23 protein-coding genes are annotated in these 24,012 nt (G+C 45.2%); 11 read left to right on the forward strand and 12 right to left on the reverse strand.

What is annotated here, in order from left to right; genetic code table 11:
* Window positions 1-131 precede the first annotated feature (131 nt).
* The 4 genes from NSQ19_RS11335 to queG form a co-directional block, all read right to left on the reverse strand.
* Window positions 132-2,027: a PrkA family serine protein kinase gene (locus NSQ19_RS11335; RefSeq protein ID WP_017554414.1), complete on the reverse strand. Its 1,896-nt coding sequence runs from the start codon at window positions 2,025-2,027 to the stop codon at window positions 132-134.
* Between the two features lie 507 nt (window positions 2,028-2,534).
* Window positions 2,535-3,008 (reverse strand): tRNA (uridine(34)/cytosine(34)/5-carboxymethylaminomethyluridine(34)-2'-O)-methyltransferase TrmL, encoded by a 474-nt coding sequence (trmL, locus tag NSQ19_RS11340; RefSeq protein ID WP_026104866.1) that lies wholly within the window; start codon window positions 3,006-3,008, stop codon window positions 2,535-2,537.
* A 35-nt stretch (window positions 3,009-3,043) separates the two neighbouring features.
* Entirely contained in the window at window positions 3,044-3,925 is an 882-nt protein-coding gene (locus NSQ19_RS11345) for an amidase domain-containing protein (protein WP_340702863.1), read from the reverse strand.
* 274 nt (window positions 3,926-4,199) lie between these two features.
* Window positions 4,200-5,330, reverse strand: coding sequence for a tRNA epoxyqueuosine(34) reductase QueG (gene queG, locus NSQ19_RS11350; protein WP_340702864.1), 1,131 nt, complete (start codon window positions 5,328-5,330; stop codon window positions 4,200-4,202).
* A gap of 320 nt (window positions 5,331-5,650) precedes the next feature.
* On the opposite strand from queG, the gene NSQ19_RS11355 reads away from it, so the two are divergent.
* Window positions 5,651-6,274, forward strand: coding sequence for a MarC family protein (locus NSQ19_RS11355; protein ID WP_017554411.1), 624 nt, complete (start codon window positions 5,651-5,653; stop codon window positions 6,272-6,274).
* Between the two features lie 562 nt (window positions 6,275-6,836).
* On the opposite strand, the gene NSQ19_RS11360 is transcribed toward NSQ19_RS11355, so the two are convergent.
* A complete protein-coding gene (locus tag NSQ19_RS11360; RefSeq protein ID WP_340702865.1) occupies window positions 6,837-7,766 on the reverse strand; it encodes a manganese-dependent inorganic pyrophosphatase in 930 nt (309 codons plus the stop codon).
* Between the two features lie 172 nt (window positions 7,767-7,938).
* Between NSQ19_RS11360 and NSQ19_RS11365 the strand changes: the two genes are divergently transcribed.
* The 4 genes from NSQ19_RS11365 to NSQ19_RS11380 all read left to right on the forward strand — a co-directional run bounded on the left by NSQ19_RS11365 (window position 7,939) and on the right by NSQ19_RS11380 (window position 10,825).
* Window positions 7,939-8,403, forward strand: a complete 465-nt coding sequence (locus tag NSQ19_RS11365; protein WP_340702866.1) for a ferritin-like domain-containing protein — start codon at window positions 7,939-7,941, stop codon at window positions 8,401-8,403.
* Between the two features lie 195 nt (window positions 8,404-8,598).
* Window positions 8,599-9,396: an amino acid ABC transporter substrate-binding protein gene (locus NSQ19_RS11370; RefSeq protein ID WP_340702867.1), complete on the forward strand. Its 798-nt coding sequence runs from the start codon at window positions 8,599-8,601 to the stop codon at window positions 9,394-9,396.
* Entirely contained in the window at window positions 9,383-10,075 is a 693-nt protein-coding gene (locus tag NSQ19_RS11375; protein ID WP_340703182.1) for an amino acid ABC transporter permease, read from the forward strand. The genes NSQ19_RS11370 and NSQ19_RS11375 overlap by 14 nt, the downstream gene beginning before the upstream one ends.
* 12 nt (window positions 10,076-10,087) lie before the next feature.
* Complete coding sequence (locus tag NSQ19_RS11380; protein ID WP_340702868.1) at window positions 10,088-10,825, forward strand: amino acid ABC transporter ATP-binding protein; 738 nt, start codon at window positions 10,088-10,090, stop codon at window positions 10,823-10,825.
* Window positions 10,826-10,890: 65 nt separating this feature from the next.
* On the opposite strand, the gene NSQ19_RS11385 is transcribed toward NSQ19_RS11380, so the two are convergent.
* Window positions 10,891-11,727, reverse strand: a complete 837-nt coding sequence (locus NSQ19_RS11385) for a formate/nitrite transporter family protein (RefSeq protein WP_013860230.1) — start codon at window positions 11,725-11,727, stop codon at window positions 10,891-10,893.
* A gap of 157 nt (window positions 11,728-11,884) precedes the next feature.
* On the opposite strand from NSQ19_RS11385, the gene NSQ19_RS15775 reads away from it, so the two are divergent.
* The 3 genes from NSQ19_RS15775 to pflA all read left to right on the forward strand — a co-directional run bounded on the left by NSQ19_RS15775 (window position 11,885) and on the right by pflA (window position 15,788).
* Entirely contained in the window at window positions 11,885-12,295 is a 411-nt protein-coding gene (locus NSQ19_RS15775) for a DUF2705 family protein (RefSeq protein WP_367587342.1), read from the forward strand.
* A gap of 400 nt (window positions 12,296-12,695) precedes the next feature.
* Window positions 12,696-14,960: a formate C-acetyltransferase gene (pflB, locus tag NSQ19_RS11390; RefSeq protein ID WP_328196785.1), complete on the forward strand. Its 2,265-nt coding sequence runs from the start codon at window positions 12,696-12,698 to the stop codon at window positions 14,958-14,960.
* A gap of 90 nt (window positions 14,961-15,050) precedes the next feature.
* Window positions 15,051-15,788: a pyruvate formate-lyase-activating protein gene (gene pflA, locus NSQ19_RS11395; protein WP_340702869.1), complete on the forward strand. Its 738-nt coding sequence runs from the start codon at window positions 15,051-15,053 to the stop codon at window positions 15,786-15,788.
* Between the two features lie 267 nt (window positions 15,789-16,055).
* Here the strand turns inward: pflA and NSQ19_RS11400 are convergent, their stop codons facing one another.
* From NSQ19_RS11400 to NSQ19_RS11420, 5 genes are all read right to left on the reverse strand, one after another.
* Window positions 16,056-16,613, reverse strand: coding sequence for an NADPH-dependent FMN reductase (locus NSQ19_RS11400; protein WP_340702870.1), 558 nt, complete (start codon window positions 16,611-16,613; stop codon window positions 16,056-16,058).
* Window positions 16,614-16,631: 18 nt separating this feature from the next.
* On the reverse strand, window positions 16,632-17,165 hold the full coding sequence (locus NSQ19_RS11405; protein WP_017551797.1) for a DUF6241 domain-containing protein: 534 nt from the start codon (window positions 17,163-17,165) through the stop codon (window positions 16,632-16,634).
* 118 nt (window positions 17,166-17,283) lie between these two features.
* Window positions 17,284-18,264 (reverse strand): ABC transporter permease subunit, encoded by a 981-nt coding sequence (locus NSQ19_RS11410; protein ID WP_035189491.1) that lies wholly within the window; start codon window positions 18,262-18,264, stop codon window positions 17,284-17,286.
* Window positions 18,261-19,172, reverse strand: a complete 912-nt coding sequence (locus NSQ19_RS11415) for an ABC transporter ATP-binding protein (RefSeq protein WP_035189488.1) — start codon at window positions 19,170-19,172, stop codon at window positions 18,261-18,263. Before NSQ19_RS11415 ends, NSQ19_RS11410 begins: the two co-directional genes overlap by 4 nt.
* Window positions 19,169-19,972, reverse strand: a complete 804-nt coding sequence (locus tag NSQ19_RS11420; RefSeq protein WP_340702871.1) for a GDSL-type esterase/lipase family protein — start codon at window positions 19,970-19,972, stop codon at window positions 19,169-19,171. The genes NSQ19_RS11415 and NSQ19_RS11420 overlap by 4 nt, the downstream gene beginning before the upstream one ends.
* A gap of 896 nt (window positions 19,973-20,868) precedes the next feature.
* Between NSQ19_RS11420 and NSQ19_RS11425 the strand changes: the two genes are divergently transcribed.
* The 3 genes from NSQ19_RS11425 to NSQ19_RS11435 all read left to right on the forward strand — a co-directional run bounded on the left by NSQ19_RS11425 (window position 20,869) and on the right by NSQ19_RS11435 (window position 23,303).
* On the forward strand, window positions 20,869-21,456 hold the full coding sequence (locus NSQ19_RS11425; protein ID WP_340702872.1) for a hypothetical protein: 588 nt from the start codon (window positions 20,869-20,871) through the stop codon (window positions 21,454-21,456).
* 40 nt (window positions 21,457-21,496) lie between these two features.
* Window positions 21,497-21,706, forward strand: a complete 210-nt coding sequence (locus tag NSQ19_RS11430; RefSeq protein ID WP_133537726.1) for a hypothetical protein — start codon at window positions 21,497-21,499, stop codon at window positions 21,704-21,706.
* Window positions 21,707-22,193: 487 nt separating this feature from the next.
* Window positions 22,194-23,303 carry a transposase gene (locus NSQ19_RS11435; RefSeq protein WP_340702873.1) on the forward strand — a complete coding sequence of 370 codons (1,110 nt, stop codon included), beginning with the start codon at window positions 22,194-22,196 and terminating at the stop codon, window positions 23,301-23,303.
* A gap of 228 nt (window positions 23,304-23,531) precedes the next feature.
* Here NSQ19_RS11435 and NSQ19_RS11440 read toward each other — a convergent pair whose 3' ends face one another.
* Window positions 23,532-23,762, reverse strand: a complete 231-nt coding sequence (locus NSQ19_RS11440; protein ID WP_237348429.1) for a hypothetical protein — start codon at window positions 23,760-23,762, stop codon at window positions 23,532-23,534.
* Between the last annotated feature and the right edge of the window lie 250 nt (window positions 23,763-24,012).

A 24,012-nucleotide genomic window follows, 5' to 3' on the forward strand; every position in this document is an offset into this window, starting at 1 on the left:
AACCAGATTGGATTATAACATTTAAGATTACATCATCTTATGCAATAAAGCAGAATATTTGACATTTTTCTTTGAAAAACAGGCCACTACCGGGTAAGAAAAAACCGGGCTGATATCGCCCGGCTGCCGGATTACCGGTTCAGCAAGCTCCCGACATAGCGCAGCAGTTCATTGGCCGATGTGGAGTTATAGCCGTAATCATCAATTAAACGTGCCACCACTTCATTGATTTTCTTCAACTGTTGTTCATCCGGCGTTTTTGTAGATGTTGTAATCTTGACAACGTCTTTTAAATCCGCAAACAATTTTTTCTGGATCGCTTCACGGAGACGGTCGTGTGAATTATAATCAAACCGTTTCCCTTTCCTCGCATAAGCCGAAATGCGGATGAGAATTTCCTCCCGGAACGCTTTCTTTGCATTTTCCGAAATGCCGATCTGTTCTTCGATCGACCGCATCAGTTTTTCATCCGGGTTAATTTCTTCTCCTGTCAAAGGATCATGCAGCTTCACTTTGTTGCAGAATGCTTCTACATTGTCGAGATAATTGTCCATCAGCGTTTTCGCCGACTCTTCATACGAATATACAAATGCTTTCTGCACTTCTTTTTTGGCAATTTCATCGTATTCTTTCCGCGCTAAAGAAATGAAATTCAAATACTTCTCTTTCAATTCCGGGGTAATCGACGGATGCTGGTCAAGCCCTTCCTTCAAAGACAGAAGCACATCGAGGGCATTGATGGATTTCATTTCTTTTTTGATGATCGTAGAGGAAATACGGTTGATGACATAGCGCGGATCAATCCCGAACATGCCTTCATCCTGATATTCATTTTTCAGTTCCTTTACATCCTGTGAATTGTACCCCTCTACTGCCATCCCGTCATACAAGCGCATTTTCTTGAGCAAATCGATATCCGCCCGCTTCGGTTCGCGCAGCCTTGTTAAAATAGTGAACATGGCCGCAACTTTCAGCGTATGCGGAGCAATATGAATATCCGCCACGTCGCTTTCCCGGATCATTTTTTCATAAATTTTCTCTTCCTCGGTTACCCGCAAGTTATACGGAACCGGCATGACAATAATCCGCGAGTGCAGAGCTTCGTTTTTCTTATTGGCAATAAAAGAGCGGTATTCAGTCTCATTCGTGTGCGCGATGATCAATTCATCGGCAGAAATCAGCGCAAACCGGCCTGCTTTGAAATTTCCTTCCTGCGTCAGCGACAACAAGTGCCAGAGAAATTTCTCATCGCATTTGAGCATTTCCTGAAATTCCATAATGCCGCGGTTGGCCTTGTTCAGTTCGCCGTCGAAGCGGTAAGCGCGCGGATCCGATTCGGAACCGTACTCAGCAATGGTCGAAAAATCAATGCTGCCGGTCAGATCCGCGATATCCTGCGATTTCGGATCCGACGGGCTGAATGTGCCGATCCCCGTGCGCTTGTCTTCGGAAAAAAAGACCCTTTCAACGAGCACGTCTTCAATCCTTCCGCCATACTCTTCCTCTAGCCGCAGCATATTCAAAGGGGACAAATTACCTTCAATCCGGATGCCGTATTCCCCGTAAAAATCCGCCCGCAAATGTTGCGGAATCAAGTGGAGCGGATCTTCATGCATCGGGCAGCCTTTGATGGCAAAAACAGCACCCTGTTCAGTCCGCGAATACGCTTCAAGGCCCCGTTTTAACATCGTCACAAGCGTGGATTTCCCGCCGCTTACAGGTCCCATCAATAATAAAATCCGTTTTCTGACATCCAGCCTTTTCGCAGCCGGGTGGAAATATTCTTCCACCAATTTTTCAAGCGCCTCTTCCAAACCGAATAATTGATGGCTGAAAAAACGGTATTTTTTTACTCCGTCTACTTCCTCCACACCGGCATCCTTAATCATATTGTAAACTCGGGAATGAGCGGATTGTGCAACCCATGGCTTTTCTTTCAGCAAGTCAAGATAATCCCTGAACGTTCCTTCCCATCTCAGTTTTTCCTCTTCTTCACGGTAGTTTGTGAGTTTCCTCAGAATATCCATTTCGTACCTCCCCTTAGTCTTGTTGAAGAGACGTTTATATAATCTATGCCCCCAAGCGAGGGAACATGATAAAAAGAGACAACCTCATTCGGAGCGGGAGGACATCGGATGGCGGCGAAAGACAGAGATGGGAAAACTTGGTTTAGAGCCGGTGGATCCTGATGAAACCGATACGTTCAAAAATTGAAAATAGGTGCATCTTTCAGTGAAATGGGCTATAATGGGGTTCAAAGAAGGAAAAACAGGGGGAATGTCCAATTGAAAACGTTCCTTATTATATTGGTAGCGATTTCATTCCTGTCTGCCATTTTTACGGCCGGATACGAAGAAAAAGGGGAAAACTTTCGCGAGCAAGAACCGGAGTATTAAGTGCAAGCTTAACGTTCGAAAGATTTTTTTGTATCGGGCATCTTCCATGGGCAAAAGGCCGGATGTTCCCGAACCATTTTCGGCATTGGAGCTTTTCCGCAAACGAAAGGCCGGGAGATAAACCAGCCCGGCCCTTTGTCATTTTAATCCCGGATAATGCTGCTGCCGCAATGCTTCATACACAAGGATGGCGGCAGTATTGGAAAGGTTAAGCGACCGCACTTTGTCTGTCATCGGGATACGCAGGCAGCGGTCCTTATTTTTTTCAATCAAGTCATTCGGCAGCCCCGAGGTTTCCCGGCCGAACATGAAATATAAATTTTTGTCCGGATCGCTGAAGTCAAAATCCGTAAACGGCTTTTCGCCAAACGTCTCAATGTAGTAAATCTCGCCGTCCGCATTTTTTTCAAAAAATTCTTCCAGTGAATCATAATAGACAATATTCACATGCTTCCAATAATCCAGCCCGGCTCTTTTCAGCATTTTATCATCCGTTGAAAAGCCGAGCGGGCGGATCAGATGGAGCGTTGTCCCGGTCCCCGCGCAAGTGCGTGCAATATTGCCTGTGTTGGCGGGAATTTCCGGCTGGTACAATACAACATGCAAGCTCAACATTTGTCACCTCGGGACTTATTATAACACGTTTCTCAACTGTCATCTTCAATGGTAAAAAACTTGTACCGGATATTCGGCGTATAGGCGGAAGAGTCTTCATATGTCCAGTACCGTTTGCGGCTATTGGTCGTATGGGCATTCACAAGCGGCATGCCGTAATAATCATAGCCTGTGACAATGAGCGTATGGTCAAACCGGCCGTCCCCCTGGAAATCGATACAAATAACGTCGCCGTACTTCAGCTCCTGCGGGGACGAAACTTCCTTTGCGCGCAAACCGGTTTTAGAATACTGCAGGTATGTCTTAAACGAGTGCGCAACCGTCCAGCTGTAACTCCAATTATTGTGCATCATCCACCAGCCCTTTGCCCTGTCCGGGTATCCGCGCATCGGTGCCCCGCCGGCGTGAAGGCATTGCGAGATAAAGTTCGTGCAGTCATCCGTGAACGATTTGTAAGTCGGATTAAAACGGTTCCACCACTTTTCCGCATACTGGACAGCTTTCATGCGGTCATACACATATGCGATCCGTTCGCCGCCGGATGAAACAGCTTTCTGCTCTTTATCATCCGGCTGAGGGCCGCGCCATTCCGGAATATCCGGCACAAGTTCTTCATCTTCATAAAGCCTTCCATCATAAAAAGATGCTTTTCTTTCCTCCACTGCTTCTTCGATGTAAAAAGCCGCTTTTTGTTTGATCATATATTGCATGTGCACCGTATAATAAAGAAAGTTGTGGCTTCCCTCCTGGTCAGCCCGGGTTACTTTTGCTTCCGCTTTCACCTTTACAATCCGGGCATCCCGATTTGAAAGCCCCGTCTTTTTTCGTTCAATGTCTTCAAATTCCCGCTCTGTTCCACGCCCGGTAAAGTGGGCAAGCCTGTTTTCAAGATGTGCCTGGATTTGTTCTTTCAATCAGAAAACCCCCTCTCTTCATCACTATATGATGAAAAAACGGGGGAAATTAGTTTGAAAGCGCAATGGCTCTTTTGTTTTGCTGAAAATTTGCGTTGGCTCTGCTTTTGGCACATAAAAAGCGGCAGCCGAAGGAACGGTCCCCGGGCTTTCTTAACGCAGCAACGGATTTTCACCCGCATCCACCAAAAGAAACAGCATCACTGTCTATCCTAAAAATATGCGCCGGCTGGTTTTTATTCTCCTGCTGGTGCCGCGTTCACTGCGGCATGGGCTATTCGAAAAAGGCAAGGCCTTTTTCGATTTCATTGCGGGCATCCGGATCTTCTTCCTGTTCGCGTGCGGAAAGAAGTGCCGCTTTTGCTTCTTCCCCGCCGATTTTCCCAAGCGCCCAGCCAGCCGTCCCGCGAATAACCGGGCGCGGATCTTCCTGCAAAATCCGGATCAGTTCCGGTACCGCGCTTTCTTCCTTAAAATGGGCGAGCGCGATTATCGCATTTCGCTGGATCGGCTTTTTCCCGCGCCACGATCCTGCCATATGACCGAACCGTTCTTTAAACGCGCGGTTGCTGAGGCGGAGAATCGGTTCCAGAAGAGGTTTGGCCGTTTCCGGTTCCGGCTCCATTTCCTCATGAAAATGAAAATCCATCCCTTTGTTTTTCGGACAGATGGTCTGGCACGAATCACAACCGTACACGCGGTTGCCGATCTTCCCTTTAAACTCATCCGGCAGGTAATCTTTTGTCTGCGTTAAAAAGCTGATGCACCGTTTCGCATTGAGCTGCCCGGCAGAAACAAGCGCGCCGGTCGGGCAGACGTCCAGGCATTTCCGGCAGTCCCCGCACTGGTCCTCGACAGGCGTATCCGGTTCAAACGGAATATTGGTAATCATTTCGCCTAAGTACACATAGGAACCAAATTCCGGTGTGATGATCGAACAATTTTTTCCGCTCCAGCCTATGCCGGCCCTCTCGGCTACCGCCCGGTCGGAGAGTTCCCCTGTATCGACCATTGATTTGCAGCGGGCTCCTTCCACTTTTTCTTTAAGAAAATCTTCCAGTTTCGAAAGCTTGTCCCTTAAAATGGTGTGATAGTCCTCCCCCCATGAAGCCCGGCAAAAGATCCCACGGCGTGCGCCTTTTTTCCCTTTCGGCGGATCTTTGATTTTTGACGGATAGGCGAGCGCAACGGCAATAATCGACTGGGGCGAATCAAAAATCAAAGAAGGATTCACCCTTTTTTCAATATCTTTTTCCTCAAAACCGGACTGGTAGCCGAGTTCCTGCTGGCGGATAAGGCGCTGCTTCAGCTCCGTAAACGGATCCGGAGAGGCAAAACCGATTTTATCGATCCCGATCTTTTTGCTGAAGGCAATGATTTCTTTTTTCAATTCGGCCGTATCCATAATTCACCTCCCAAAAAACAAACAATCTATATAAAAAACAAATAAGTATTGCTGCTTGTTGCCCATTGTAAAAAGCGCCATCATGCAAATGTAAAAATGATGGTCACAACAAAAACGCAGGTATCCTCCCCCGCTTTCCGGGTGAAACACTGCGCTCTTTCTTGCATACATCAAAACGATATGAACATTATATTAAAGACATCCGCTTCTGTAAAGGCGCCCGTTCAAACGCGGGATCCGATCTAAAAACCGTTGGCCCTTGTTACATTTTCCGCCAACAGGGTAATGCTATAGAAAGTAAACGGAAAGGGGGGTGGAAATTGTTCGGCGAAATCATAAAACTTACGCTCGGTTTTTTTGCAGTGATGAATCCGATCGGGAATATTCCGATCTTCATTTCATTAACTGGCGGATATTCCTTAAAGGATAAACGGAAAACCGCCCGCAAAGCGGTCATTGTTTCTTTTATCATATTAACGGTTTTTCTTTTGATTGGAAAATTATTGTTCGAGGTCTTCGGAATTACGATTCATGCGTTTCGCGTTGCAGGGGGGATATTAATCTTCGGGATTGCCTACAGCCTGCTGCACGCTAAAAATGCAAGATCGCAAAGCCCGCATCCGAATGAGCGGAAAGAAGTCGAAGCGCGAGATGACATTTCCGTTACACCGCTTGCCCTTCCGATCCTGGCCGGGCCCGGGACGATCGCAACCGTCATGGCGCAAACGTCTTCCCATTCCCTGCCAAATTTGGCAAGTGTTTTAGTCGGCTATACGATTGTGCTTGCTTTAACCTTTGTATTGTTTTATTATTCATCTTCGATTATTTCCAAACTCGGGCAAAGCGGCCTTAACATTATAACGAGGCTGATGGGGCTGATTCTTGCCGTCATGGCGGTTCAAATGATCGCAAGCGGCATCCACGGCCTGTTCCCGAAGCTGTAAAACAGTCCGCTTCCTTATACGGAACATACGGATATCCGAAAGCCCTGTTCCGGTCCCGGGTGGTAAAAAATCTGGTCCATGGAAATTCGAAATACACGGCACAATATCCATACAAACGGGTATTGTGAACTACCCTCCACTTATCAACCTTACGGTTTGATTGAAGTGGGGGCTTCTCGACTTATCGTTGCTTTTACTAGCCAACGAAAAAAAAGAAAATGGGATTCCAACTAGAACAGCCGCAATCTTAGAATTGTTGAGAAAAGGATTGGAAAAATAACTTTGGCTAAAGCCAACCGAAATTCATCTCCCACCTACCCATTGGTGCTATTCGCACCTTCACATTCCTTGAGGATGGGAGACTTCTTTCGGAAAGCCGTTAAAATCCAGTTCCTTTCCCATGGGTTGAAAAAACCGGTACCATATTCGGTAACAGCAGGTATTCCGCAAGCAAGAATTTAAAAATACAGCATAATCCCCAGGAACATACGGGGATCTGAAAGCCCCGTTCCTTTCCTCCGGGTTAAAAAAAGCCGGTGCCATGTGCCGGCACCGGCTTTTTTCAGCCCTGAAAGGCTTTGGTTAAGACCGGAACAATTTGTTTTTTCCGCGATACAACGCCTTTTAAAGTGGCCGTGTGGTTTTCCAGCTTGACATGAAAGGCTTTTTCCACAATATCCGCCGATTTGCCGAGTGCAAGCGCGGCGGAATCGTTTGTTAAAATATCTGTTACAACAAACAGGAACAAATCAAGCCCTCTGTCTGCAATCTGCGCCTGGATCGCCTGTTCAATCTCCGCCTGTTTCACGAGCACGTCATTTGTATCAACGGCATTTACCTGGGCGATCATCACTTTATGGCCGGCCATATCAAATTCTTTGGAGTCAAGGGTAATCAGCTGTTCCACCGTTTTGTCACTTAAATCCGCGCCGGCTCTCAGCATTTCAAGGCCGTATGTATCTGCATCCACACCGGCAATTTCAGCCAGTTCTTTCGCTGCCTTCACATCTTCTTCCGTGCAAGTCGGGGATTTGAACAAAAGCGAGTCGGAGATGATCGCAGAAAGCATTAATCCGGCTGTTTCTTTGCTGATTTCCACACCGTTCTCTTTGTAAAGTTTCTTTAGAATGGTTGCTGTGCAGCCGACCGGTTCCGCACGGTAATAGAGCGGGTCGCTCGTTTCAAAATTGGCGATGCGATGGTGGTCAATGACTTCAAGGATACGCACGCTGCCAATGTCGTCCGCGCTTTGCTGGCGTTCATTATGGTCTACGAGAATGACATTTTCCACTTCGTTTGCAACCGTTTGGACAAGGCGCGGGGCTTCCCTGTGGAATGTTTCCAATACGAATTTCGTTTCATTGCTCAATTCTCCTAACCGGACCGCCTCCGCATCAACACCTAATTTTGTTTTTAACTCTGCATACGCAATCGCTGAACAAATCGCATCCGTATCCGGGTTTTTATGGCCGAAAACAAGTACTTTTTCCATTTCTTTGCTCCTTTTCTTAAAAAATATGACGGAAATCTGGCATAGACATTCCTATTATAAAACATTTCGGGAAAATTTTTAAACATTGTCCGCCGGATGGATGAGAAAAAATCGTAACGATCCGCTTTTGCCCGTCATACGATATACCGGTTGAAAGTGAGGAGGGAATCCAATGTTTGTCCATCCGTTTGATAATCATGCCGGTTTGAGAAACACACAGCCTGACGTCGGAAATCAGCAGGCAGTATGGCTCGCCCATCTGATCCGGGCAATAAACGGCGAATACAGCGCCATCGCCTGCTACGAGCAAATCGCAAGAAGAGCCCCGTCGGCTGAAGCCCGGAACATCATTATGGAAATCCGTGATGATGAGATCCGCCATTTCCAGACATTTTCGCAGTTTTACACGAACCTCACAGGCAGAAGGCCGCAGTCGCAAATCAGCGAAGCCTGCCCTTCCACTTACAAAGGAGGGCTTGAATTTGCCGTGAAAGACGAACAAAACACGGTCGATTTTTACAGAGAATTGGCGCGTTCCGCAAATAGCCCTGCCATGAAGCAGGCGTTTCTTGAAGCGGCAAAAGACGAACAGCATCACGCCGTCTGGTTTCTTTATCTGCTCATCAATATCCGCTGACCGTGCGCTCAAACATCTTGAAAAACTGCCGGCTTTTTTTCAAGCCGGTTCCGCTTTATCCCCCCTTTCTGCCGCTAACCCATTTTACGATACAAAGCCTTTTTTTCTGGATATTTTTACCCCTTTGTTTACAATACAAAATGCTGTTTAAAGCATAGGCATAGACTGCAAAAATCATGAAAGGGAGTTGGCAACATGAGAAAATACATCAAATGGCTGGCCGTGTTCAGCTTGCTGTTTGCTTTAACGGCATGCGGAAAAAATACGGACAACCAGCAGGCTTCAAAATCCAATGACTTATACGACCAGATCAAATCAAAAGGCGTCCTTTTGATCGGAACAGAAGGAACGTACCCGCCATTTTCTTTCCATAAAAACGGGAAATTAACAGGCTATGATATCGATGTGGCGAAAGAAGTTGCAAAACGGCTCGGATTAAAAGCCGAATTTAAAGAAACCCAGTGGGATGCCATGTTTGCCGGGCTCAATTCCAAACGGTTTGATATGATCGCAAACCAGGTCGGGATCCGTGCAGACCGCCAGAAAAAATATGACTTATCAACACCCTATACGATTTCAAAAGCCGTTGTCCTTGTCCGCAAAGACAACACGAATATCAAGTCCTTCGCTGATTTAAAAGGCAAAAAATCAGCCCAGTCGCTTACAAGCAACTTTGCTACTATTGCCAAGAAAAATGGCGCCAATATCGTAAGTGTGGAAGGTTTTTACCAAGCGGTCCAGCTTTTGACTTCAAACCGTGTGGATGCCACCGTCAATGATTCCCTGACCTATCTGGACTACAAAAAACAAAAACCGAATGCTGCCATTAAAGTTGCCGCTACAGCAAACGAGGCAAGCAAATCCGCTTTTTTGTTCCGGAAACATTCAGGGAAACTGACAGACAAAGTAAATGATGCTTTGAAAGATATGAAAAAAGACGGCACGTTAACAAAAATTTCAAAGAAATGGTTTGGTGAAGATGTTTCCCAATAACCTTGCGTTTATCAGCAGCGACCAGCTGCATTTGGTGCAAAGTTCCCTTCTGCCGATGCTGGAGGGAGCTTTGCATTATACGATTCCATTAACGATCATCACTTTCTGTATCGGTCTTGTGCTGGCGCTCGCTACAGCGCTGGCACGGATTTCCGGCATTAAAATACTGGAATGGATCGCCCGCGTCTATGTTTCAGCAATCCGCGGGACCCCGTTGCTTGTGCAATTATTTATCATTTTTTACGGGCTGTCGTCCGTGCATGTTACCATTGGTTCTTTTCCGGCCGCCATTATCGGCTTTTCGCTCAATGTCGGCGCATATGCATCAGAAGTGATCAGGGCAGCGATTTTATCGATTCCAAAGGGGCAATGGGAAGCAGCGTATTCGATCGGGATGAACTATGCGCAGGCTTTAAGAAGAATTGTGCTCCCGCAGGCTGTCCGCGTATCGGTGCCGCCGCTTTCCAATACGTTTATCAGCCTTGTAAAAGATACATCTCTTGCTTCCTTAATTTTGGTGGCCGATCTGTTCCGTAAAGCACAGGAAATTGCCTCCACCACCTATCAATATATGCTGCTGTATGTCGAAGCCGCCTTTTTGTACTGGGTGATTTGTTTGATTCTCTCAATAATCCAGCAAAAATTGGAAGGCCGTTTTGATAAATACATCAGCAAGTAAGGAGGGACCTGTATGATTCGAATAGAAGGGTTACATAAACAATTCGGCAACCTTGAAGTGCTGAAAGGCATTGACTTAACCATTGAAAAAGGGAAAGTGATCGTCATCATCGGCCCGTCCGGTTCCGACAAAACCACGCTGCTCCGCTGTATGAATGCCCTTGAAATTCCAAATCAAGGCAGGATACAGATCGATGATGTATCCGTTGACTTTTCCCAGCATCCCGGTAAAAAAGAACTCGCAGCTTTGCGGCAAAAATCCGGCATGGTTTTCCAACAGTACAATCTTTTCCCGCATAAAACGGTTCTCGAAAACGTGATTGAGGGGCCGGTCATTGTAAAAAAGGAAAACCGCCAGGATGCAGCAAAAAAAGCGGAAATGCTGCTGGAAAAGGTGGGCCTGCTTGATAAAAAAGAGGCGTATCCAGCAAGCCTTTCCGGCGGCCAGCAGCAGCGCGCCGGGATTGCGAGGGCGCTTGCCATGGAGCCGGAAGTGATGCTGTTTGACGAACCGACATCCGCACTGGATCCGGAACTTGTAAGCGGCGTGCTGAATGTGATGAAGGAGCTTGCTGAAGAAGGCATGACAATGGCCGTTGTGACACACGAAATGCGGTTTGCCCGCGAAGTTGCGGACAAGGTGATATTTATGGATGGCGGCGTCATCCTGGAGCAAGGCAAACCGGAAGAAGTGTTCCATCATCCAAAAAACGCACGGACCAAGCAATTCCTGCAGCTGATCCAAAGCTGACGGGCCGGAGCGGTTAATCCCATATTAAAAAGAGCTGCCTGAATAAAAGGCAGCTCTTTTTAATATTACTTGATTTTTTCAGCAGAAAAAGGGGATACGGTGTGTGTGTCCACAACAGCAACCGGCACCTTTTCTTTTTTCTTTGACGTTAAGAAGGCGTACATGGCACCGACAAAGACGCCGCCGCCAATCATATTTCCGAGCGTTACCACGCCGAGGTTGTGCAAAATGCCAACGAGTGTAATCGTATCCGGGTGCGGGGCAGCAAGTGCGAGCGCGAACAGCACCATATTGGCAATGCTGTGTTCGTAGCCCGAAATGACGAAGCCAAACACGAGCAGCATCATCGAAGCGATTTTAGCCCCGTCCCCCTTTACGTTTATCGGAACCCAGAACCCTAAACAAACAAGCCAGTTACAAAGGATCGAACGGAAAAACATTTGGGCTGTTGTCAGGCTGATTTTCCCGCCCACAACCGACATTAAAAACTGGCTGTTATCCGAATCTGCATAGAGTCCGCTGTAATGGATAAACAGTGCGAAAATCGCCGCCCCCATCAAATTTCCGGCATACGTTGCCACCCAGTTTGTGAGCGCATCTTTCCAAGTTGTCGCTTTTTTTACCGTGCTCATCGTCATCATCATCGTATTGCCGGTAAATAGCTCGCCGCCGCCAAACATAATAAGCACGAGCGCTGCACCGAAAAATATGGAAGCCATAAAGGAAGTAACCGGAGACTTCGCATCAAAAAATGGCTCGGCAAGACGGTAACAAATAATAATGGCAAAACCGATAAACATACTTGCCAACACTGCTTTTGTCACATAACGAAGCAGGGATTCTTCCAGATATTTTTTCTTATTTAACGCCATTTGAACAACAGATTCAACGGCCTCGTACATAAACACCATCTCCAACTGAAAAATGTTAAATTGTGAAAAACATCACAAACAACTGCCTTTCTATCATATCCCCTTTTTCCCTGTTTGTGTTTGTATATATTTTGAACGTTTATGAAGCGATTACACAGGAAGGGGCTTTTGACAGCCATCATTACTGGTGTTCATTGGCTGCCAGTGCCTTATCAATTTGATCAGGGTTTTTTGGGGGCAAGTGAATGTAAATAATGGAATGGGAATATTGCTATTCAGTTATTTTTTGATGATCTATGTTATCATCAGCCTCCAGTCTCTTTTGAAAATGTTTTTAAATTCCCGCATTGCGTTTCTGATCGTCAATATTTATATCGTTTTTTCCTGCATTTCAATTAGTGAAAAAGGGCTGCCAAAGTATATTTATTATTTATCCCTTAGTAATTACGGAATGGGTTTCAAACAAAATTTAGGCAAAGTGAATAGCTTATATACAGACGATTTAAATATTCATTACAGTATATTTATTTTACTCGTTTTAGAAGTTGCCATTCTAATTGCATCAGCGCTTAAAGTTAAAAAAATGGATGTCATATAGGGGGGAATACCATGATCCAGCTTATAAATGTAAGCAAAAAATTCAAGCTTACACGAAAAATATACCGCAACCGCTTTCATCTGGCTGTGTCGATTTTGTGAAATATTGATCATGTTACCAAATTACAAACTCCTCCCAAGAAAAATAATCATGTGAAAAACTGATCAATTTGTGTTATAACACGCTTTCATCGCATTTTTCTATTATATATCTACGGCCAAATGTTTTGAACATTCTTTGACAACTGCATTTTCCGGCCCTAAAATGTGAACGCTATCACTATCTTTTTAAAATCGCCCGTGCTAAAATGAAAGCGTAATAAGAAATGTTCACTATTTAACAAACAAACATCCAATTCTGAAGGCAGCTCATTAATAGGCTTAAAGGAGGCCAATTTAAAATGACTGAACAATTGCTGACAAAAGCACCGCTCTCTAAAAAACAATGGGAAGGCTTTAAAGGAGGAAACTGGCAAAAAGAAATCGACGTAAGGGACTTTATTTTGAAAAATGTAACCCCTTACGAAGGCGATGAAAGCTTCCTTGCCGGTCCGACTGAAGCCACTTTAAAATTATGGGACCAGGTCATGGAACTGTCGAAACAGGAACGCGAAAAAGGTGGCGTCCTGGATATGGATACGAAAATTGTATCCACCATTACATCGCATAGCCCGGGGTATTTAAACAAAGAACTTGAAAAAATTGTCGGTTTCCAAACCGATAAACCGTTCAAACGTTCGATGATGCCGTTTGGCGGAATCCGGATGGCAGAAAGCGCCTTAAAATCTTACGGCTATGAAATTGATCCGGAAATCAAACATATTTTTACAGAATGGCGGAAAACCCATAACCAGGGTGTATTCGATGCCTACACGCCGGAAATCAAAGCTGCACGGCATGCCGGCATTGTAACCGGCCTTCCGGATGCTTACGGTCGCGGCCGCATTATCGGCGACTACCGGCGCGTTGCACTTTACGGGGTAGATTATTTAATTGAACAAAAGAAAAAAGATCTTGACTTAATCGGCTGCGGCTTGATGACAGAAGAAGTCATCCGCGAACGCGAAGAACATTCGGAACAAATCCGCGCATTGCAGGAATTGAAACAAATGGCACAAAGCTACGGATTCGATATTTCCGAACCGGCTTCAAACGCACGAGAAGCTTTCCAATGGCTGTATTTCGCGTATCTGGCTGCCATTAAGGAACAAAACGGCGCGGCCATGAGCCTTGGGCGCACATCCTCTTTCCTTGACATTTATATTGAAAGAGATTTGAAAAACGGCGTCTTGACTGAACGGGAAGCACAAGAACTCGTCGACCACTTTGTCATGAAACTCCGCCTCGTCAAATTTGCACGGACGGAAGAATATAATGAACTGTTCAGCGGCGACCCGACATGGGTAACAGAATCGATCGGCGGTATGGCTTTGGACGGCCGTACGCTCGTTACGAAAAACTCGTTCCGCTTCCTGAACACGCTCGACAACCTCGGCCCTGCGCCGGAACCGAACCTGACCGTGCTCTGGTCGACGAAACTGCCGGATAAATGGAAACAATATTGCGCGAAAATGTCGATCAAGACGAGCGCCATCCAGTACGAAAACGACGACTTAATGCGTGAAGAATACGGCGATGATTACGGCATTGCCTGCTGTGTATCGGCGATGCGGATCGGCAAACAAATGCAATTCTTCGGCGCCCGCGCCAACCTGGCAAAAGCTTTGCTATATGCGATTAACGGCGGCGTTGATGAACGGTATAAAATGCAAGTCGCACCTCCGTTCCAGCCGATCACTTCGGAATATCTCAATTACGATGAAGTAATGGAAAAATACGACCGGATGCTTGACTGGCTTGCAGGCGTTTATATCAATGCTTTAAACATCATCCATTATATGCATGACAAATACAGCTACGAACGGCTTGAAATGGCATTGCATGACCGCAATGTACTGCGCACGATGGCTTGCGGCGTTGCCGGCTTGTCTGTTGCGGCCGACTCTCTAAGCGCCATCAAATATGCGAAAGTAAAAGTCATCCGTGACGAAGATGGCCTTGCCGTTGACTATGAAGTCGAAGGCGATTATCCGAAATACGGCAACAATGATGACCGCGTCGACCAAATTGCCGTCAATCTCGTCAAATCGTTTATGCAAAAACTGCAAAAATATCCGACTTACCGGAACGCTGTCCATACTTCTTCGATCCTGACGATTACATCGAACGTCGTATACGGCAAGAAAACAGGAAGCACACCGGACGGCCGGAAAGCAGGCGAACCGTTCGCCCCTGGCGCAAACCCGATGCACGGCCGCGATTCGCACGGCGCAGTCGCATCGTTGACATCTGTTGCGAAACTGCCTTATAAATATTCGCTTGACGGCATTTCCAACACTTTCTCGATTGTCCCGGAAGCGCTCGGACACGAAGAAGAAACACAGGTCTCCAACCTGGACGGCATGCTGGATGGCTATATGGCGAAAAAAGCGCACCACTTAAACGTCAACGTCCTGCATCGCGAAACATTGCTGGATGCGATGGATCATCCGGAAAAATATCCGCAATTGACGATCCGTGTATCGGGATATGCGGTAAACTTCATCAAATTGACAAGGGAACAACAGCTTGAAGTCATTAACCGGACGTTCCATGAAATGATGTAAACTGATTCGGGCGGCATGCGCCTGCATGCCCCCTCCCCCCCTATTTAACACTTAACTTATGGGGAATCTATATAGAAGGATTTGATTGAGATGAACATGACAACGCGCATTCATTCCACTGAATCATTTGGCACGGTCGACGGGCCCGGCATCCGCTATGTCGTATTTACGCAAGGCTGCCCGCTGCGCTGCAAATTTTGCCATAACCCGGATACGTGGAAAATCAATGAAGGCAATGAAATGAGCGTCGAAGAGATTATGAGCGATGTGCGCGATTACCTGCCTTTTATTGAAGCTTCCCACGGCGGCATTACAGTGAGCGGCGGCGAACCGCTTTTGCACCTCGATTTTCTGATCGAATTGTTTAAAGCGTGCAAAGAAATTGGCGTCCATACTGCCATTGACACAGCAGGCGGATGTTTCTCGCGCAGTTCCCGGTTTATGGAAAAACTGGATGAATTGATGAAATATACAAATCTTGTATTATTGGACATCAAGCATATTGACCCGGAAAAGCATAAATGGCTCACCGGCATGTCAAATGAGCATATTCTCGATTTCGCCGGGTATCTCGCTGACAAGCATATTCCAGTCTGGATCCGCCATGTGCTCGTTCCCGGCGTCGATTCTGAAGAAGATTTGCAAAAAACATCTGATTTTATCCATTCGCTGCCAAACGTCGAAAAAATCGAAATCCTTCCGTACCATAAGTTAGGCGTCTACAAATACGAGGCGCTCGGCATCGACTATCCCCTCAAAGGTGTCGAACCGCCGACAAAAGAACAAGTTGCACATGCAGAACAGATTTTGAAAAGGGAATTGCAGTAAAAAAGTGCCGGCTGCCCGCCGGCGCTTTTTTTATTCTTCCTAAAGAACGATACAACGTTCAGAAAGCGTGGAAAAGTGTTCGCCTTCTGTCTATCCTAAAAAATTGCCCGAATTTTTCATCCTTCTGCTGGTGCTGCATGCATGCGGCAAGATAGCGGCAAAAATATCCGGCGCCTTCCTTCGCTTTAAGCACGCCTGCGCTAAGCTTCGCTGATGATACGCTACCGCCCGCGCGCAACGGCTGCAGCACCATGCTGCAAAAGTGCATCATCCCAAATTTCCAGGATTGCCTCCGGAGAAAGCTTTTCCCAATTGCAACAGTTCCTGCGCAAGCTTTCGGATGCGTGCCTGGATATCGGCATTGATGATTTCATTGTCCTCATTAAAATCATCATTGTGGATAAAAACATTGCGGACCGCACAGGTGGCCTTTAAAAAGGTTAACACCGGTTTCAGCTGGTATTCAGCAACAAGAAAATGTTTGTCCGAGCCGCCGTTCATCACAATGCCGCATACTTTGGACTGAAAAGCATCGCGGTGCAAATGGTCGAGCAAATTTTTCAAAGCGCCTGTAATGGACGCCTGATAAATTGGCGAGCCAAAAACAAGGATATCCGCTTCAAGCATTTTATTAACGGCCGCAATCGTATCATCATTGTAATAAGAAAGTGGAAACCCTCTTGCAAACTCCACTTCATAATCTTTTAAATCGAGCAGTTCAGTTTCCGCTTCCGGATCTTCCGCTTTAATTGCCATAAGCACCTCATATACACCAATGGAGGTCTTCTCACCGGTAAGCGAGCCGGATATACCTAAAATTTTCACCGTTTCCACTTCCTGATGTCATTTGAAATTTTCCTTAATATATGCCGCTTCTTCAGAAGGCGTCAGCCGCCGCTCCGCTTTTCCGATGTTGCCTTTCTGGTAGGCCCAAATCTCATTATGGGCCTTCACCGCATTGCTGAAATCGCCTTTTTTCCACGGTTTTAATATACCGAGCAGCATATCCTGCAGTTCTGTATCCGCAAAAGTTTGATTGCTAATTGCCGAATACAGGGCGTCCACCTTTTCTTTTGTGATTTCGGAAGCTCCCCATTTTTCATTTGCCGCCACTTTTTGATGCGTCATATTATGTACTTCCTGCACCAATGCTTCTTCGCTCATGCTTTTGTATGCCGAAAGTTTGCGCTCAGGCGTCTTCTGGCAGAAGCTTTCCTGTATAACCGCTTTTGCAGCCGTCTCTTCCTCTGCAGCCGGTTTTTTCGAAGGTGCTGCCTCCGTTGCAATCGCTTCTCCTTTGTTAAAGTAAAAATAAGTGACACCTGCAATAAACATAAACACAGCAATCCCCATCCCAACGACAAACCGTTGAAACACAGCATCTCCCCCTTTGCTTATCATACGAAATTCGTGCTGCCCCGTAAAAAATCCTGCTTTATCATTGTATTAATGCAGCGAAAAAATTTTACCGGAAATTGGCGGAATTCCGTTTTTCTTAATAAACATCCCGTTTTGTAAACACAACAAAAGAAACCACGAGCGAGAGAAAAAGCCACACAAGCAGCACAGCAACCGAAAATCCGAGCGTCATGCCTGCAACAGGCGGGCTTGTACCATTGAGATAATTTGTCAGCTGCAAATTCACCATAAACAAATATTTTGCGCTTGGCCATGCCGATACCATATTGGTCAAAATGGCGCCGGCAATCAATGAGGACAGCATAATCCCCATTACGGCGGCCGTGCTGCGCAACAAGACAGAAAGCATAAATGTGAGGCTGCCTGAAACGACGCCGACAAACCAGGCAAGGCCAAACGCCATGAGCAAATATTTCCATTGCGAAACAGCATGCACATGTGATGTAAGGAGCTCGTCCCCTTTTATCGTAAAACCGGTAAGTATGGGCATGTTCCAGCCGTGGTAGCCGAATACCAGTCCGGAAATACCATAGGTGAATACGGCAGTGCACAGCAAAATAAACGAAACGGACAGCAGCATGGCAATGTACTTGCTAAGCAGGATGCGCCATCTTTTCACAGGGCGCGTCAGCAATAATTTGATTGTCCCGCTGCCCGCCTCAGCAGACACGATATCGCTTGCCGCCACCATGACGAACAGCGGCAAAAGCATGCCGATCGCATTTTCAATAAATACCCGCATAAACGTCGGGGCACCCGGCGCGTTCGGATTGATGTTGTGGTTGAGATAATATTGTTCCTGACTCAATGTGATACGCAAATATTTTTTAAAATCATCAGAAAGGCTTGCCGATCCGAGCCGGTTTTGCGTATCGACAATTTGTTTCTGGAGCTTAACCCGCCAGTCGGTTGTCCCGATTTTTTCCTGCAGCGCTTTCGATTCTTTGTACTGCGCGTAGGTAAAAATGGGAACAAGGCAGGCGATAATCAAGATAATGACAAGAATCCGCTTTTTCTTCCAAAGCTTCAGCTGTTCATTGTATATGAGTTGGATCATTTTTTCCTGCCCCCTGTCAGTTCCAAAAACAAATCTTCAAGCGCCGGCAGCACGGCCTTCATTTCTTTCACCCGGACCCCGTTTTGAACGAGCATTTCGTTCCATAAAGCATTTTTTTCTTCATCATAAGGGGTCACGAGGAGGCCATCTTCTCCTTCTGCCACCTGTGTCTCCGCCTGAAGCAAGGTGCGTGCTTTCTCTATTGGCGCAACTTTCCAAAAGGTACGCGCTTTTTCGGAAAGCAGCTCATGTACATTCCCGGTCCGAATCACCTGGCCGTTATGGATAATGGCCACTTTGTCGCACATCAGCTGCACTTCGCTTAACAAATGCGAAGAAACAAGGACGCTTAAATGCGCTTTTTCGGCAAGCGACCGGATAAATTCGCGCATTTCCCGGATGCCTGCCGGGTCAAGCCCGTTTGTCGGTTCATCAAGAATCAAAAGCTTCGGGTTCCCAAGGAGTGCCTGGGCAATGCCAAGCCTTTGCCGCATGCCGAGAGAGTATGTTTTTACTTTATCATGGATCCGGCCAGTTAAGCCAACGAGCGCCGCCACCTCATCCAGCCTGTTTCTCTGAATGGACGGATCCATCCGTGCAAAATAGGCAAGATTTTCATACCCGGTCAAAAACGGGTACATCTCCGGATTTTCGACAATGCAACCGAGATTTTTCATTGCTTCCGTAAACTCGGTCCGTACGTTTTTTCCGCCGATCAAAATTTTTCCCAAAGTCGGGCGGATCAGACCTGTCAGCATCCGAATCGTTGTTGTCTTCCCTGCCCCGTTCGGCCCGAGAAATCCGAATACCTCTCCCGGCATCACTTCAAAACTGATGCCTTTGATGATTTCTTTCCTGCCAATTTTTTTATGGACATCGATAACCTTAAGTGCGGGAATCGTCGTCATTTCGCTTTCTCCTCCCGATAATGGATCAGGGAAGCAACACGCTCTCCGATCAGTTGATAACCGGCCATATTCGGATGGAATTTGTCACTGTACAAATAGTCGTTCACATTCAGTTCAAAAAGGTCAAATGTCGGCACATAGACCACCTTTGGAAAATCAGCTGCGACGGAAGCCGAATCAAAATTCCATTTCCGGACGATCGCAGAGGTGGTTTTCGCCTGAGACAGATCAATAAAAGGATTATACAGCCCGACGTGATAGACGGTTGCCGTTTTGTTTACCGCCCGGATCCCTGCATAGATCTGTTTTAAATGGACCAAATAAGGCTTTTCCAACTTTTCGATATAAGCGTTATCCAAATGGCCAAGCGCCTCCCCGCCTGCAAACAAATCATTGCCGCCGATGGTCAGCAAAATGATATCCGCATTCCGGAGTTCGCGTTTGATTTGCGGCTGTTTGATCTGTTCAAGCAGCCCGCTTGAAGTAAGCCCTTTGATACCATTGTTTTGGAGCAGAACAGCCTTCTTCGTTTTTTTCTTTAAACGATCCGCAACATAACCCGCATACCCCTTTCCTGCTGTATCTCCCGTTCCCCTTGTCAGCGAGTCGCCGATTGCTGTAATCGTGATTTGTTTCGTACCGTCCGCTTTTGACGTGTTTTTGCCGGTTCTGGCAGTTTCCGTCTTTACGCCTGTTGCTTTCGTCTGCTGGTCTTCAAAAACCATCCACAGGCCGGCCAGAAACAACAGTGCTGACACGGCAGAAACAATGGAGATGGCGGAAATTAAATGCTTCTTCATTTCGCTATTCCTTTCTTTTCTGTTTATAACTAAAAGGATAGCAAAGGAAGCCGACTTTTTAAAATCGCGTGCTCCAAATAAATGCACAGAGGCCATTCTAAAAAAAGCGTTGTCCGGTTTCCAGTTCAACACGCTACAGAAATGTTTGATTGCTGCGAGCTCTTTCCCAAAATACAGCGCTAATGGGTTTTACGGAGACGAAACGGTGCAAGCTGTAAAAGCGCTGCAACGGAAAGCGGGTATCGAGTGAATAGAATTATAGACTGGCGACAGAAAAAAGCTTTTGCAGCTATTGCGGTGAAAAAGAAAAAGTCTTCCTTCCAACGGCAAAAACATCCTTTCTTTATGCAGTCTGGCAATTGTACGGTAAAAAGCCAGCTGATGAGAGAAAAGGTCGTTCGCTAGATCCCGGAGGCTCAGCTGCCATGCTGCTCTTTATTTCTATCCATACAAAAGAGAAAAGAATAACGACAAGAGGCTATTACGGTAAAACAAGCCACTCTAGTTAGGGCTTGCTGAATAAGCAAAATTCCTATATTTGGCAAGGTTGCTGACAGCTTTGGCAACCATTTAAATGCTAGGGTTTTACAACAAATCCAGTGAAAAGCTTGCACTCGAAAGCCGATTCAACGTATGGAGAAGATAAAGTCACCCATTTTCGCAAAAGAATTCTTCTATATGTTGAGACAGAGCTTGCAGACAAACTCAGAATCGGCTTCGTTCAGCAGGCCCTAGTTAGACGATGCCAACTGATGTATGGGCTGTCTGTGGATGATTATATACGGGTCAGAGAAAAAATTAAAATTTTGTATTTTTTATAAAAAAGCGCTTCCATAAAATTGGTTTATATGTTAATATATTGCTTGAAAAAATAAACTATAGGAGGTTGTCTTTGTATGAAAAATATGAAGGCTAGGGTGTTAGCAGTTTTTTCAGTATTTGCACTTCTTACTACAGTAGTATTGAGTGCACCAGCAACTACAGTACAGGCAAAAAGTGCTACAGAGATCTTGACCAATCATCAAGAGGTTAGCGATGTTGTACAAAATATTGATGAAAAAGACATGGAAAAAGCGAAAAAGTTTGTAAAAGAAGCACTGAAAATCAATGATGATTTTACGTATTCTGTAGACCGCCAAAAAGCACTTCAAATTGGTTTTTCTCCAGATCAAGTAGAAAATATGGCGACTTTTTATGAAAATTTGCCAACAGAACAAGTGAAATTTTTAGAGGAAGGGAAACAGTTTGCGGTAAAAGAAGATAATCAAATCAAGCCTATGTTTGTACCTGCAATACCCTATGTTGTATATCTCTCGTTAGAAGAGCTAATTGCACTTCTAACAGCTGCGGGATTTGCTGGCGTCGCCCAACAGTTCTTAAAAGATATTTATACACATGGGATCAAACAAGCGTGCAAAAAGTTTTCAAAAAAGCATAAGAAGATTAAACAATTCTGTAAAAACAATGGATATCCAACAAAATAAAAAACTCCTGGAATAAATCCAGGAGTTTTTTATAGACCCTTTGCCAAAATTCTATATCCCCTTAGCAGTAGGCAGTCAGACAATTAAAGATCGTGGATTTATTCCACTAAAGAAAAAAGATATTGGTAAGAAAATTATGACAAATATAAAAAAGAAATGGCGAGTTTTGATTTCAATGGATAAATTTGCTTATTACCAATATCTAAATTTTTTAATTACGGTCGGTTTTGGACTAGTTTTAATAGATTAGGCTACTCATTCCCATGGTAAATATTGTAAAACGGAAAAAGAATGATTATTTTTGAAAAAAAAAGAGCCATGAAAGCCACTCCTTTGGTAAGATAAAGTATGACCCAATATCCTAGTATCCAAGGAGTGATTTCATGACTATTTCTAGTCTAACACAAACCAGAGATTTATCAATACAAAAAAATTTGATTCCCCACAATTGGCAAGACTATGCTGATATACCCTTTGTCATTCCAGCCGTGTGTTTTCCATGGGAGATTTTTAAACCGGTTGAACGAGATTACTATACCCTTTTATACTTGCACTTAAAAAATGAAAGAGCACATAATCATTCTGATGAAATCCAGCCAGCACTATTTTCAATACCCGAGGAAGAAGATAAGTCTGCGTCTCCATTATTTCATCCCTCTCCCGCAGGGAGAAAACCACATCATTTCATGCCCTTTTTTCGTGCTTTTGAACGGGCCCCTTTACAATATATTGAAGTGATGGTTGAGAGTGTCTATTTACAAGTGAAATCAAACCCGCTATTTGCCGCCATGTGTGGTTTTACGGAGAAAATTCCGAGTTACCGTTCCTTTGCTCGCTTTGATCAAATCATGACAACAAATGATCTTTGGGAAAAAGCCCGGCTATTGGTGGTTGAATATAATAAAGGGGAAGGCGTGGTTGAAACGGTTGAGGAAGCAGCCGCCGTGGATACATCACATATAGAGGCAGAAGCAACGTTGAATAAAACAAGAAAGACGTGTTCTTGCGAAGGGGATTGCGATTGCCCTAGAATTCTTACGGATGATAACGCGGGGGTAATGCGTAAAAGTACTGCAGTCTCCTATATTGCGCATAAATTATCAATGGTATGCGGGGTGAAATCCGGCTTGCCTTTGACGCGGGAAGTATTCAAAGGAAATACACCTGATGGGAAAACATTAGAAACGACATTGGAGACGTTTAAGGCGGAGAACCCCGAGATGGTTGAGCAGTTGGACTTTATCTTGGCAGATGGAATCTACCAAACGCCGGAAAATCAAAAAGTGACAAAGGATGTATTACAGGCGAAATTGGTGGCACCCATCAACCCACGGAACCGTAAAGATAAACCAACTGCCGCCCGGGGAATTGAAAAAATCAATCGGTATGGTATACCCGTCTGTATCAGTGAACATAAAATGGAACTTAGGGGATCAGATCGGGAAAAGGGGCAATATATTTACACTTGTCCTGTATTCCATCCAAATGCCAAACAAGAAGGACTCACCTGCCCGCTGGCGAATCACGTGGAATGTTGTAATAGAGCAGCACAAGGAAGAGTATTTCGGATAGACTTCGATCAAGCTCCTCAAGTAGATGTCGAGTTGCCCCAACATGGGCGTACATTTGAAATGTTATATAGTGCCAGAACGATCATCGAACGAATCTTTGGCATTCTAAAAGACGGATACAGTCTCCGTCGTGTTCACAAGCGTGGAAAGCAGGCAGTTGAAGCGCATGTAGATCGGTGTATGATATCTATGCATATCATGGCAAATATGGCGTACCATCAAACAGGAAAGGCCAATTGTGGATGGACACGCCATCGACTACAAAGAGCGAATTAAGTTATTCACAGGTGGATATGTGAATAAGTTCAATATAGCATCTCCTTTCCACAAAGGGCATTGAAAAAAACACCCATTTTGTGAAGGCAGGATACGTATGCCCTTTTTTGGAGAAAAATGCCCATTTTATTTCTGTTGAATTTGAAAATCTGGAAGAAAAGCAAAAAAAACGGGATCATTAATTTTCCAATGCCTCGTTTAAGGGGAATTTTTTATTTTGGCAGAGGCTCATAAGTAAATCGTAAATAAAGCCGCCAAGACAGCCATAACAAAGTAATCATTACTATCCATTTTCGTACCGTTTTTAACAAAAACACTTAAAGCCCAATGCAATATGGTTCCTTCAGCCGTCTTCGAAACGAATTTTTTGCCGATATTGTAATACAGCACTTTGAATAAGGCAAATGCAATTGAAAGGAACAAATAAAGCAAGATAAACTTACCAAAAAACAAAAGCATTGCCGTCACTCCTACATTTAGTATTCTTCAACCAATAACTTAATTTTATCAAAAATGTCTATAAGAGAAAAGGGGACATTTGTGATGGCTTTCGAAAATTTTTTCCACAAATTTTGTGCAGAGGTAAACAAAATTCTTGTTAACTTAAAGGTTTAAAGGATGTTTTCGACCCCCCGACCACCGGTATGCGCTCTTTTTTGTTCGTTCTACATATCTGGTTAAAAAAAAGATATCCGCGAGTCGTGTGCAG

This window comes from Weizmannia sp. FSL W8-1119, assembly GCF_038008605.1.
Classification (GTDB): domain Bacteria; phylum Bacillota; class Bacilli; order Bacillales; family Bacillaceae_C; genus Weizmannia; species Weizmannia coagulans.